The organism is Bradyrhizobium sp. BLXBL-03 (genome assembly GCF_051853015.1).
GTDB classification, from domain to species: domain Bacteria; phylum Pseudomonadota; class Alphaproteobacteria; order Rhizobiales; family Xanthobacteraceae; genus Bradyrhizobium; species Bradyrhizobium manausense.
On record NZ_CP182470.1, the window covers coordinates 7991248 to 8004063 of the forward strand.

General features: G+C 63.3%; 10 protein-coding genes. 5 read left to right on the plus strand and 5 right to left on the minus strand.

Annotated elements, in window-relative coordinates; all coding sequences use genetic code 11:
* Window positions 1-17: 17 nt before the first annotated feature.
* On the minus strand, window positions 18-1808 hold the full coding sequence (locus tag ACNJX9_RS37710) for an acyl-CoA dehydrogenase C-terminal domain-containing protein (protein ID WP_439407140.1): 1791 nt from the start codon (window positions 1806-1808) through the stop codon (window positions 18-20).
* 40 nt (window positions 1809-1848) lie between these two features.
* Window positions 1849-2235, minus strand: coding sequence for a nuclear transport factor 2 family protein (locus ACNJX9_RS37715; protein ID WP_439407142.1), 387 nt, complete (start codon window positions 2233-2235; stop codon window positions 1849-1851).
* A gap of 174 nt (window positions 2236-2409) precedes the next feature.
* Here ACNJX9_RS37715 and ACNJX9_RS37720 point away from each other — a divergent pair, with 174 nt between their 5' ends.
* Window positions 2410-2997: a PadR family transcriptional regulator gene (locus ACNJX9_RS37720; RefSeq protein ID WP_057746008.1), complete on the plus strand. Its 588-nt coding sequence runs from the start codon at window positions 2410-2412 to the stop codon at window positions 2995-2997.
* Window positions 2998-3017: 20 nt separating this feature from the next.
* Here the strand turns inward: ACNJX9_RS37720 and ACNJX9_RS37725 are convergent, their stop codons facing one another.
* Window positions 3018-3683 carry a response regulator gene (locus tag ACNJX9_RS37725; protein ID WP_083514128.1) on the minus strand — a complete coding sequence of 222 codons (666 nt, stop codon included), beginning with the start codon at window positions 3681-3683 and terminating at the stop codon, window positions 3018-3020.
* A 420-nt stretch (window positions 3684-4103) separates the two neighbouring features.
* Window positions 4104-4502, minus strand: a complete 399-nt coding sequence (locus tag ACNJX9_RS37730) for a hypothetical protein (protein ID WP_439407144.1) — start codon at window positions 4500-4502, stop codon at window positions 4104-4106.
* 444 nt (window positions 4503-4946) lie between these two features.
* On the opposite strand from ACNJX9_RS37730, the gene ACNJX9_RS37735 reads away from it, so the two are divergent.
* A complete protein-coding gene (locus ACNJX9_RS37735) occupies window positions 4947-6731 on the plus strand; it encodes a methyl-accepting chemotaxis protein (protein ID WP_057745999.1) in 1785 nt (594 codons plus the stop codon).
* A gap of 137 nt (window positions 6732-6868) precedes the next feature.
* Here ACNJX9_RS37735 and ACNJX9_RS37740 read toward each other — a convergent pair whose 3' ends face one another.
* Complete coding sequence (locus tag ACNJX9_RS37740) at window positions 6869-7765, minus strand: LysR family transcriptional regulator (protein WP_439407145.1); 897 nt, start codon at window positions 7763-7765, stop codon at window positions 6869-6871.
* A gap of 132 nt (window positions 7766-7897) precedes the next feature.
* On the opposite strand from ACNJX9_RS37740, the gene ACNJX9_RS37745 reads away from it, so the two are divergent.
* The 3 genes from ACNJX9_RS37745 to ACNJX9_RS37755 all read left to right on the plus strand — a co-directional run bounded on the left by ACNJX9_RS37745 (window position 7898) and on the right by ACNJX9_RS37755 (window position 12782).
* Window positions 7898-9271: an MFS transporter gene (locus ACNJX9_RS37745; protein ID WP_439407147.1), complete on the plus strand. Its 1374-nt coding sequence runs from the start codon at window positions 7898-7900 to the stop codon at window positions 9269-9271.
* A 32-nt stretch (window positions 9272-9303) separates the two neighbouring features.
* Entirely contained in the window at window positions 9304-11022 is a 1719-nt protein-coding gene (locus ACNJX9_RS37750; protein ID WP_439407148.1) for an FAD-dependent oxidoreductase, read from the plus strand.
* Between the two features lie 92 nt (window positions 11023-11114).
* A complete protein-coding gene (locus tag ACNJX9_RS37755) occupies window positions 11115-12782 on the plus strand; it encodes an alpha/beta hydrolase (protein WP_439410205.1) in 1668 nt (555 codons plus the stop codon).
* Window positions 12783-12816: the final 34 nt, after the last annotated feature.

Genomic DNA, 12816 nt, shown 5'->3' on the forward strand with positions numbered 1-12816 from the left:
ATGATGCGGAAGCCGACTCAGAACGCTTCCGCCGGCAATTCCATGATGGTGGCGCAGCCGGACTGGATGCGCGCGAGATTGGCCGCGGTCTCCGGCAGCATCCGCTCCATGAAGAAGCGGCCGGTGACGAGCTTGGTCGAGAGATAAGGCGTCGCGCCGCCCTCGGCAATCTTGGCCAGCGTGACCTTCGCCATCTTCGCCCACATGTAGCCGAGCGCGACGAAGCCGAAGAGATGCAAATAGTCGGTTGCGGCGGCTCCCGCGTTATCAGGCTTCATCATCGCGTTCTGCATCAGCCAGGTGGTGGCCTGCTGCAGATGGCCGAGCGAGGTCGAGAGCGGGGTGATGAAGGGCTTCATCGCATCGTCGCCGCCGTTCTCCTTGGCGAAGGCCATGACCTCGCCGAAGAAGGCCATGATGGCGCGGCCGCCGTCGCGCGGCAGCTTGCGGCCGACGAGATCGAGCGCCTGGATGCCGTTGGCGCCTTCATAGATCATGGCGATGCGCGCATCGCGCACGAACTGCTCCATGCCCTGCTCGGCGATGTAGCCGTGGCCGCCATACATCTGCTGCGCCTGCACCGCATTGGCGAAGCCGTAGTCGGTGAGGAAGCCCTTCAGCACCGGCGTCATCAGCCCCATGTGATCGTCGGCGGCCTGGCGGTCCTTCGGATCCTCCGAGCGATGAGCGACATCGCTCTTCAGCGCGGTCCACATCACGAAAGCGCGGGCGGCCTCGTTGAAGGCGCGGATCGAGAGCAGCGTGCGGCGCACGTCGGGATGCACGATGATCGGATCGGCCGGCTTGTCCGGCGCCTTCACGCCTGACAGCGCGCGGCCCTGGATGCGCTCGCGCGCATAGGCCGCCGCGTTCTGATAGGCGACCTCGGACTGCGCGAGGCCCTGCACGGCGACGCCGAGCCGGGCCTCGTTCATCATCACGAACATGCCCTGCATGCCCTTGTTCTCTTCGCCGATCAGCCAGCCGGTGGCGTTGTCGTAGTTCATCACGCAGGTCGAGTTGCCGTGGATGCCCATCTTGTGCTCGATCGAGCCGCAGACGACGCCGTTGCGGGCACCGACCGAGCCATCCGGGTTCACCAGGAATTTCGGCACCACGAACAGCGACACGCCCTTGATGCCGGCGGGTGCGCCCTCGATGCGGGCCAGCACGAGGTGGATGATGTTGGAGGCAAGATCGTGCTCGCCGGCCGAGATGAAGATCTTGGTGCCCGTGATCTTGAAGGAGCCGTCGGGCTGGCGCACTGCCTTGGTGCGGAGCATGCCGAGATCGGTGCCGCAATGCGGCTCGGTGAGATTCATGGTGCCGGTCCACTCGCCGGCGATCATCTTCGGCACGTAGGTCTGCTTCTGCTCCGGCGAACCATGCACCAGCAGCGCGGCGGTCGCGCCCATGGTGAGGCCGCCATACATCGAGAACGCCATGTTGGCGGAGATCTGGAATTCGTTGACGGCCTGGCTGAGCGTCACCGGCAGCCCCTGGCCGCCGAATTCGGTCGGCGCGGAAAGACCGAGCCAGCCGCCTTCCGCCACTTGCTTGAACGCCTCCTTGAAGCCCTTCGGCGTGGTGACGCTGCCATCGTCAGCGCGCTTGCAGCCTTCGAGATCGCCGACGCGGTTGAGCGGCTGCAGCACCTCTTCGGCGAGCTTGGCGGCTTCGCCCAGGATCGCCTCGCGCACGTCGCTCGAGGCATCGGAGAAGCCGGCGAGGTTGTCGTAGCGGTCGATCTGGAAAACGTCGTTGAGCAGGAAGTTCACGTCTTCGACGGGGGCTTTGTAGATCGGCATGGTGGTCTCCCGGCAGGCCTTGGAAAGTGATGATGCTGAATCAGGATTGGGCAGCGGCGAGCTGCTCCGCCATCAGGCGGTGCAGCATGTTGATGGCCTTGAGCGGACGCACCATCACCTTGAAATGGGTGATGCGTCCCTCGGCGTCGAAGCTGATGATGTCGACGCCGTTGATCTCGATGCCATCGATCATGGCCTTGAATTCGAGCACGGCGCCGCTGGCGCTGCGCCACTCGCCGACATAGCTGAAGCCGGGACCGCCGAGCACCTTCTCGGCACTGGCGAGGTATTTGAAGGTGATGTCGCGCCCGCGCTGCGGGGTGTGCACGACAGGGCTTTCGAACACCGCGTCAGGATGCAGCAGCTCCCACAACGCCTTGGTGTCGTGGGACCTCATGTAGGCGTACCAGGAGTCGAGGCCGGTCATTGTCAGGTGCCTCCCAAAGGGCTTTGGCAAAAACGCGAAAACAACCCCATGCACAGTAGCGCCAAGGTCGCTTGTCCGGGGGTCTGGAGCCCCACCTCATATGCACATTGACGCATATGCGCCGATGCGCATAAAGTCAAGCTGGTTGGTTCAGCATACAGGGAGGCCGGTCACATGGCGCTGGGCGACGCGATCCTCGCATGCCTGACGGAACGTCCGATGACGGGCTACGAGCTCGCCAAGACGTTCGATTCCTCGATCGGCTTCTTCTGGAAGGCCGACCACCAGCAAATCTACCGCGAGCTCTCCAAGCTGCGCGACCGCGGCTACATCCAGGGCCGCGAGGTCGTGCAGACGGGCAAGCCCAACAAGCTCATCTATACGCTCACTCCCGAAGGCCGAACAGCGCTGCGGCACTGGGCCGCGCGGCCGAGCACCCCGCCCTCGATCAAGGACGATCTCCTGGTCCGGCTGCATGCGCTCGACAGCATCGACATCGAGCCGATCCGCACCGATCTGATGGACCGGCTGGAGCACCATCGCGACCGGCACGCCAATTACGAGCGCATCCTGAAGAAGCGTTTTCCTGACGGGACGGCGGAGGGCCGGCTCGACCTCGGCAATCTGCTGCTGCTTCGCCTCGGCGCGCGGCACGAGCAGATGGTGGCGGATTTCTGCGAAGAGGCGCTCGAGGCGCTGTCGGCGATGTCAGGCAAGGGCACCGTGGTGCCGCTGGAGGACGGCAAGCGGGAGAAGGGCTGAGGGCTCCGACGGATCTCCCCTCACGTTCGCTGGCGCACCGCTGCAATCGCAAGCCGCACCAGTTCGGCGAGGTTCTTCGCACTCACCTTGCGCATGAGGTTGGCGCGATAGCTCTCGACCGTCCGCGGGCTCAGATTGAGGCAACGCGAGATCTCCTTGGTTGACCTTCCGCCGATGAGTTCATGCAAGACATCCCGCTCGCGCAATGTGAGAGGCGGTCGGCCTGGAAAATGAAAGATCGGCGGCGAGGCCTGGCGCTTCACAGGGCTTATCGCGGCCCTCACGCGGGTAACGAGGTCGCCTCCGCGAAACGGTTTGGTGACGAAATCGAAGGCACCTTCCTTGATCGCCTGGACGGCCGTTTCGATGTCGCTCCTGCCGGACATCATGATGATCGGCCTCTCAAAGCTATGTTTTCGCAGCTCCTTGAGAACTTCCAGGCCCGATATCTCAGGCAGAACCACATCGACCAGTAGGCAAGAGGGGTTCTTCTCTCGGCAGAGGCTAACGAAGGAAGCAGGCTCGCTGCAGCTGATCACGTCAAAGCCCTCGCTTCCCAGCACGAGCGAGACGATCTGGCAGACCGTCGGTTCATCATCCAGCATGAGCACCGGTCCAGAGAGCTCGTGACGGCAAGCAATTCCCGTAAAATTACGTCTCGTACGATCCATATCGAGTCCAGACATCGCCGCATTCGACGCTGGCCGAATCGGAAGAATGAGGTGTTCGAAAAGTTAGGCGGGAACCGCCAAGCCGCTCGGCTGACCCGGCTCAATTAATCGGCTGAGGAGGAATTGGAGGAACTCGGTGGAGGTCGAGCTCTCCACTTCCAACAATCCACCCGCGGGATCGCTTCGACGATCGGCAAGCCGCTTGCCGCGCCCGGATCGCCGATCACTATTCTCGAATATCGGCTCGCCAAAACTTCCAGGCCGAGTTGGTCCGCTAGGTATAGTGCGATCCCAGGCCAGCAAGCTGATCGCAGAACAGGGCCGGTTGCTGATACGACTGATCCCGGCCAAGCGCCTGGCGCGACGCCGCCGGGCGCCGGAAGATCCAAACCAGACGCATGGCTCGGTCAAGGACATCGCGTTAGGTTGCGCTTTTCAGACCCGATCCATTTTGGCCACGTCTTCAAGAGGGCCTTTGGACTGTTGCCCAGCCACCTTCGCAAGCGCCGGGTGGGCTTCTGATGCCGCACTCGTCGCAACGGCTTGCTGCGCAAGACCTCGGCGGATGTCGACGAGCTCCCGCTCCAAGATCGTCAGCTCGTCGATGGCCGCTTTCAATTCGCTCTGAAGCGCGCGAAAGCGGATGCGATAGCCATGCCGCTTGGCACCGTTCAACGAGCCGATGATCGATTCCAGATTAGCGAAGGACTCGGCGTATTTTGCGGCCTTTTGCCTGGTCTCTTCGCTCTGTGCGATGAGATCGGCTGCGATCGATCGATGGCTCGACAGATAGCTGCTGAGCTGCAAAGTGGTTACATTGCTCATTTTCGACATCGGATTGGAGGGATGAGACAGAGCTCGGCGTGCACCGGGCGCCATCGCTTCGGATGGTTAAACCGGCGAGATCGTTGTTCCAACTCGGTTGACGAAAGCTGAACCTGCGACCATCGTGAAAGTACGGGTGTTCGCTGCGATTGTATGCTGCTCCTGTCGCAAGGAGACACCGATAAAGCAGCCTGAGTCGAGTTCATTTGAGCCCCGATCAAGTGTCCCCTGCCCGTGATGAGCAAGGCTGCGCGACGGCCGCTTCGGGGAAGCAAGCCGAACAAAGTCATACAATGCACCGAGCGCAGCCGCTGACCAATGGTGAACACGCTTTGACGGCTAAACATTTGTTGCACGGGGACCGGAAAGCTACGCAGCCCCAATTTTACCCACCATTAATCGCGACTTTTCTAGTTTTTTTCCAATTTTCACGGAATCCCAAGGGGGGACGCGATGCCGACGATCAGGACGACATTCATTATTCTAAGCAGCGTGGCTGTGCTGGCCGGCTTCGCTACAGCCATCTCGATCATAAAGTCGCGCGGGGCTTCAGCGGACGAAGCAGCGGCATATGACAACCGCTACCGTTCCTACCTTTTGGCAGACGAGCTCCGCCAGAGCTCGGATGATCTCACCCGCCTCGGCCGGACCTACGTGGTCACCGGCGATGCGTCCTACAAAACCCAATATCTCGACATTCTCGCCATCCGCAACGGCGACAAGCCGCGGCCGCAAGCCTATCACCGCATCTATTGGGACTTCGTCGCCGGCGGGACGGCGAAACCGCGGCCTGACTCGGAGACTGTTGCCCTATCGAAGTTGATGAAGCGGCAAGGCTTCACCGATGCCGAATTCCAGCAGCTTGAGCAGGCGCAGAAGAATTCGGACGGGCTCGTCAATCTCGAAGTCGAAGCGATGAACCTCGTCGAGGGCAAGGATAAGAACGGCCAGCCGATCGCCGCGCCGGATCGTACGAGGGCCATCGAACTGCTGCATTCGAAGACCTATCATCAATACAAGTCGCAGATCATGGAGCCGATCGATCGCTTCTTCGTCATGCTGGACGAGCGAACCCAGGCGAGCATCGACGATGCGTCGTCGCGAGCGACCTTGTGGCGAACCGCTTCGGTGGTCGCCATCGGGCTCTTGGTGATCTCGGTGCTGATGCTGTGCGCCTATATGTACCGTTTCGTGGTCCTGAGCCTGTCGAAGATCGAGACGACGACCCGAGCTTTGGCGGGGGGCAACTTCGACGTGGCGATCGAGGAGACCCACCGCAACGACGAAATCGGCATCATCGCGCAGTCGATGGTGGAGTTCCGCGACGGGCTGAAGCGCGCCAGGACCCTGCAGGCCGCGGAGGAGGCGGAGCATGCCGCGAAAGACCGTCGCGCCAATCTGCTCGACAGCCTCGTAAAGCGCTTTGAACAGACGATGCATCAGATCGTCGGCAGCGTCAGCAGCGCTTCATCGGAGCTGGAAGCGACCGCCAGCACTCTGACCAAGACGGCCAATCACACCCAGCAGCTGGCGGGCGTCGTGACCGATGCTTCGGAGAATGCCTCCACCAACGTCCAGTCGGTGGCATCTGCGACGGACGAACTCACCGCGTCGATTCACGAGATCAGTCGGCAGATGCAGGAGTCGACCAAGATTGCAGCTGCGGCTGTCGAGCAGGCCCGTGCCACCGACGACCGGATCAATACTTTGTCCGAGGCGGCGAACCGGATCGGAGATGTGATCAAGCTGATCACGACGATCGCCGAGCAGACCAATCTGCTGGCGCTCAACGCCACCATCGAGGCCGCCCGGGCCGGGGAGGCGGGTCGCGGCTTCGCCGTCGTGGCGCAGGAAGTGAAGGAACTCGCGGCCCAGACCGCGAAGGCAACGGGAGAGATTGGAGGCCAGATCACGTCGATTCAGAGTGCGACCAACGATTCTGTCGTCGCCATCAAGCAAATCGGCGATACCATTGCCCAGATATCCGGCATTGCCACCACGATCGCGGCTGCGGTGGAGCAGCAGGGCGCAGCGACCACCGAGATCGCCCGCAATGTGCAGAGGGCATCCGACGGCACCCGCGAGGTCTCAGGCAGCATCACCAAGGTCAATGCCGGCGCGCAGCAGACCGGCGCGGCGTCGTCGCAGGTGCTGGCCTCCGCCAACTCGCTGGCCGCGGAGAGCAGCAGGCTTCAAGCCGAAGTCGCGCAATTCCTCAGCGAGGTCCGCGCGGCCTAGCACATGGCGGCGCGGCGTCGGGGTAATACCGGCGCCGCCGCCGTACCAAGATGCTCTGCGCCTCGATGCCGCTCAGGCCGACGGTACAGAGGCGCTTCCGACGATGATCAGGCTGAATCGCCAGCACGCTCAGGTCACTATCGCGTCGACAAGGCGCGCCTGGCGATTTCGGCGAACTGCTCCGCTGCCGGCGAGAGTGTGAAGTCGGCCCGACTCAGCAGCGAGACGTGCCGTTTGACGATCGGCTGGCTCAGGGCAACGGCTGCAAGGGTTGGAAACTGCGCCTTGGGCAGCATGTGCGCCGGCAGGATGCTGATTCCGGCCCCCTCCGCGGTCAATGCCAGGGCCGTCGTGATGAGCGAGACTTCGAGGGCCGGCTTCAGCTCCTGGCCCGTCTGGCCCAAGGCCTCGTCGATCTGGGTCCGGATCCGCGTTCCGCGGCGCATGGTGATCAGGTCGGAGCCGGCGAGTTCGTCCCAGGTCAGGCGCCGACGCTTCTCGAACCGGCCGTTCCTGATGCCGATCGCCGAGAGCGGGCTTTCCATCAGCGTTTCGATCCGCGCCTCCGACGTACCATCGTCCTCGAAGCTGCCGATTCCGAACTCGGCGTGGCCGGCCATGACGAACGGCAGCAGTTCGTCCGGAGCGACATCGAACAGATCGATCCTGACCTCGGGATAGCGGGACCGAAACCTGGCCAGGATGCGCGGCAGCAGGGCCGAGGCTACACCGGCGGAGACTGCGAGGGCGATCCGGCCCGTCCTGACTTCGACGAGGTCGCGCATATGCTGCGCGAGGCCTCGTGCACTCGACAGGATCCGCTCCGCCGCGGGGATTGCTTCCCTGCACGCAGCCGTCGGGTGCAGTGCGCGCGTCGTCCGATCGAACAGCTTGACCTGGAAGTTCTCCTCGATCTGCCGGATGAGGAGGCTGATCGCCGACTGCGTCACGCGCAGCTCGGCCGCCGCCTTGGTGATGCTGCCGAGGCGATAGACCAGGACCAGCGCCTCGAGCTGCCGCATGGTCGGATTCATAAGCTAGCCTCATGAATTTATGAGAATTTTGTGGCTAATCGAAAGAGTTGGGGTGTGCAAGATAATTCTGACCGCGATCGCCATCCACGCGGCTGATATCGTCGGAAAAACGAAATACAGGGGGAGGGAGATTTGGCGCAGGCGATCAACATCGGCCGTTACATCGACGACCGTCCGCTTTCGGCCTTCCAGGTCCGCGCAATCTGTTTGTGTGCCCTCGTGATCGGGCTCGACGGCTTCGATGCCCAGGCGCTCGGCTTCGTCGCGCCGGCGCTCAGCAAGGACCTGCATCTGGCTCCCGGCGCGCTTGGTCCTGTCTTCGGCGCCTCGTTGTTCGGCGTGATGATCGGCTCGCTGCTGTTCGGCGCGCTGGCCGACTATTTCGGTCGCAAATGGCTGGTGATTGCGGGCGTGATCGTCTTTGCGCTGGGCTCGCTGGCGACCAGCAGGGCCGGAAGCGTTCAGGACCTCGTGGTCCTGCGCTTCCTGACCGGCCTCGGTCTTGGTGGCGTCCTGCCGAATGCGATCGCACTGACCGGCGAGTATTCACCGCAGCGCCGCCGGACGCTGCTGATCATGCTGATGTTCATGACGGTGTCGCTGGGATCGGCGATCGGCGGTTCGGTCGCGGCCAGGCTGATTTCGGCCTACGGCTGGCAGGGCATCTTCGTGATCGGTGGCGTGCTTCCGCTGCTGCTCTGCCCGGTCCTGATCGTATGGCTGCCGGAATCGCTGTCGCTGCTGGCGCTCGACCAGCGCAACAACGGCCGCGTCCGCTCACTCCTGGGGCAGATCGACCCGTCGGCAAAGTTCGCGGATGACGCGCGCTTCGCCGTCGTCGAGGAAAGCGGCAAGGGATTCCTGTTGCCGCAGCTCTTCGCCAACCGGCGGCTCGTGCCGACGCTGCTGTTGTGGATCATGTTCTTCATGAACATGCTCGACATCTACTTCCTCAACAGCTGGCTGCCGACGCTGACGCATGGCGTCGGCCTCGACGTCGAGGCCGCGATCGCCGTCGGGATCGCGTTCCAGCTCGGCGGAATGGTCGGCACGGTCGCGCTGGGATTGCTGATCGAGCGGCTCGGCTTCCATCGTGTCCTGTTCCTGACCTACGTCGCCGGCTTCGTCTCGATCGTGACCATCGGATTTGCCGGAGCCGTGCTGCCGATCCTGGTGCCGGCGGTCTTCATTGCGGGCGTCGCGGTCATCGGCGGCCAGATCGGCTGCAACGCCTATGCGGCGCGGCTCTATCCGACCTATATCCGCGCCACCGGAATCGGCTGGGCGCTCGGCATCGGCCGTTTGGGCTCGATTCTCGGCGTGACCGTCGGCGGACTGATGCTCGCCGCGCATTGGAGCGTCCCGTCGCTGTTCCAGACCAGCGCGGTGCCGCAGCTTTGCTCCGCGCTGGTGATCCTTGGCCTTGCCTTGCTCAGCATGCGCCGCGGCGGCGCGGTCAGCGGCCAGGCCCGGCACGACGAGCTTTCGGTGCCAGAGCGCGCCTGAGCCAGGTCGAGAACACGCGAGAAGAAAATGACATGAGAAACATCCAGACCCAGGTTTTGCAGACACAGGTCCTGATCGTCGGCGCGGGGCCAGTCGGCTTGACCGCCGCCATGGATCTCGCCTCCCGCGGCATCGACGTCGTCGTCGCCGAAATCCGCTCGCCCGGCGAGCCACCGAACGTCAAATGCAACCACGTCTCCGCGCGCTCGATGGAGGTGTTCCGCCGCCTCGGCATCGTCCGCGAGGTGCGCGAAGGCGGCTTGCCGGCCGACTTCCCGAACGACTGCGCCTATCGCACCGCCGTGGTCGGGCGCGAGCTGACACGGATCCCGATTCCCTGTCGCGCCGATCGCTACACCGCGACCGGCGGCCCCGATACCGACTGGCCGACACCCGAGCCGCCGCACCGGATCAACCAGATCTATCTCGAGCCGATTTTGTTTGCGGCCGCCGAGGCCCGGCCGGGAATCCGGATTCTCAATCGCGTTCAGGTCGCGCATTTCGATCAGGGCGCAGACGGCGTTGTGGCGCGGGCGCAGGCCCTGGATGATGACCAGACCATCACCATCGCGGCCGATTATCTGATCGGCTGCGACGGCGGCCGCTCGACCGTGCGCAGGCTGATCGGCTCGCGGCTGTCAGGCACCGACGTCGTGCAGCGGGTGCAGTCCACCCACATCCGCGCTCCCGCGCTGAAGGATCTGATCACCCAGAAGCCGGCCTGGATGACCATGTCGCTCAATCCGCGCCGCTGCGGCACGACTGTTTCGATCGACGGCCGCGACTTCTGGCTGATCCACAACCATCTCGCACCTGATGAGCTCGAGTTCGACAGCGTCGATCGCGACTGGGCGCTGCGCACCATTCTCGGCGTCGACGATCGCTTCCAATATGACATCATCAGCAAGGAGGATTGGGTCGGGCGACGCCTGGTCGCCGATCGCTTCCGCGACGGCCGTGCGTTCATTTGCGGCGATGCGGCCCATCTGTGGATTCCCTATGCCGGCTACGGCATGAATGCCGGCATCGCCGACGCCGTCGACCTCTGCTGGATTCTTGCGGGCGTGCTGCAGGGCTGGGCGAGCCCTGCGCTGCTCGACGCCTACGAGGCCGAGCGCCAGCCGATCACCGAGCAGGTGTCGCATTTCGCGATGAACCATGCGCTTGCCGTGATGGGGCAACGCCGCGCGGTGCCGCCCGAGGTCGAGATCGACGGCGAGGCAGGCGATGCCGCGCGCAGCAAGGTCGGCCAGGCCGCCTACGATCTCAACGTCCAGCAATATTGCTGCGCAGGCCTGAACTTCGGCTATTATTACGACCGGTCACCGATCATTGCCTATGACGGCGAGGCGCCGCCGCCCTACAGCATGGGCAGCTTCACAGCCTCGACCGTGCCGGGCGCCCGCGCGCCGCACGTCTGGCTGACTGACGGACGTTCGCTGCTCGATGCGCTCGGCTCCGCCTATACGCTGGTGCGATTCGCTAAAACCATCGATGCCGCACCGCTGGTGGACGCAGCCGCGCGTTCGGGCGTCCCCCTGACGGTGCTCGACGTCGATCGGGCCGGGGCAGGATTCGATTTTGCCGAGAATCTGCTGATGGTGCGCCCGGATACGCACATTGCCTGGCGCGGCCTGGCGGCGCCGCGGGATCCTGATCGGCTGTTCGAGCGATTGCGGGGAGCAGCTTCCGAGCCGGGCAGCCGTGAGCACGATTCTGCGGGAGAAGCAGCGGCTGCTCACATTGCTTGATCGGACATACGGCTTTCTTGTTTCAACGGGGGGACACAATGCGTCAAAGAACGATGGCTGCGATAGGAGCCGTTCTCATCTTGTTGGGTGGGATGCTGGCCTATTTCACTCAGACGACCAATGGCATTCGTATCGAAGACGTGCGCTTCAAGGGCGCCGCGGGCAATACCATGAGCGCCCTGGTCTATATTCCGCGAAATGCAAGCGAGAAGAGCCCCGCGCCCGGCATTCTCGCGGTCCATGGTTACATCAACTCGCGCGAGACTCAGGACGGTTTTGCGATCGAGCTCGCCAGACGCGGCTATGTCGTCGTTGCACTGGACCAGACCGGCCACGGCTACAGTGATCCGCCCGCTTTCGCGCACGGCTTCGGCGGTCCCGACGGCTTGGCCTATCTGCGCAGCCTGCCTTATGTCGACAAGGAGAACATCGGCCTTGAAGGCCACTCGATGGGCGGCTGGACGATTCTTGCCGCGGCTGCAGCGATGCCGGATGCCTACAAGTCGCTGGTGCTGGAGGGCTCGTCCACCGGAAAGCCTTTTGCAGCCGATGGCACGCCGACCTGGCCGCGCAACCTCGCCGTGGTGTTCTCGCAATACGACGAGTTCTCCGGAATCATGTGGGGCAGCGAGTATGCCAGGAATGTTCCTCGGTCGGAAAAGCTTGCCGCCGTGTTCAGTGCTGCGGTCCCGATCGAGCCCGGCAGGATTTATGGCGACATCAGCAAAGGCACGGCGCGGGTTCTCTATACCCCGGCCATCACGCATCCGGCCGATCATTTCTCGCACGAAGCCATCGGTGACAGCCTCGACTGGTTCAGCAAGACGCTCGCCGGCGGCACGCCGCTGCCGCCGACCGATCAGATCTGGCTCCGCAAGGAGATCGGCACATTGATCGCCCTCATCGGCTTCTTTGTTCTGCTGCTCGGGGTCTTCGACCTGCTGCTGACCTCGTCGGCCTTTGCTTCGCTTCGGACCGGGCCGGTCCATTCGGATGCGACGAGTGTCGCGCTGCCTAAAGGCGGACGCTGGTGGGCCGTGTTCTGGATTTCTGCGCTGCTGCCTGCGATCACTTACTATCCCGCCTTTGCGATCGGAAATGCGTGGCTGCCGGCATCGCGCGTCCTCCCGCAGGCTTTCACGACAGAGATCGCGATCTGGGCGCTGCTCAACACGGCGATTACGTTGGCGCTGCTGCCGTTCATGCCGCGGCGTATCGCCCGCAAGGGTATTGCGGGGCCGGCCGTCTTGATCGCACTGGCGACGGTCGCTGTCGGCGTTGTGACCGTCTGGCTTGCCGACCTCCTGTTCAAGATCGACTTTCGCTTCTGGGTCGTGGCGCTCAAACTGCCGAGTGCGACGCAATTGACGATCATGCTGATCTATCTGGTTCCCTTTACGCTCTTCTTTGTCGTCGCGCTGCGCGCGCTGCACGCCAATTTCAGCCGGCTCGATGCGCCGGCGATGGGTCACTATGTCACGACCATCCTGGTGCTCTCGCTCGGGATTTTCATTCTGATCGGCGGCCAATATCTGGCGATGTGGCTTGGTGGAAAATTGATCAATCCGTTCCCGGCCTCGCCGGTCGTACCGCTCTCGACCATCATCGGCATTCAGTTCATCCCGCTCCTTGCCGCCATTGCCGTAATCTCGACCTTCACGTGGCGACGTACCGGCACGTCACTGCCCGGAGCCCTGATCTGTGGCCTGCTGGTCACCTGGTACATCGTGGCCGGAACAGCGACGCAAGCTGCGGTCTGAGTCCGCTCCGCCATACGCTGCGTGCCATCAGAAG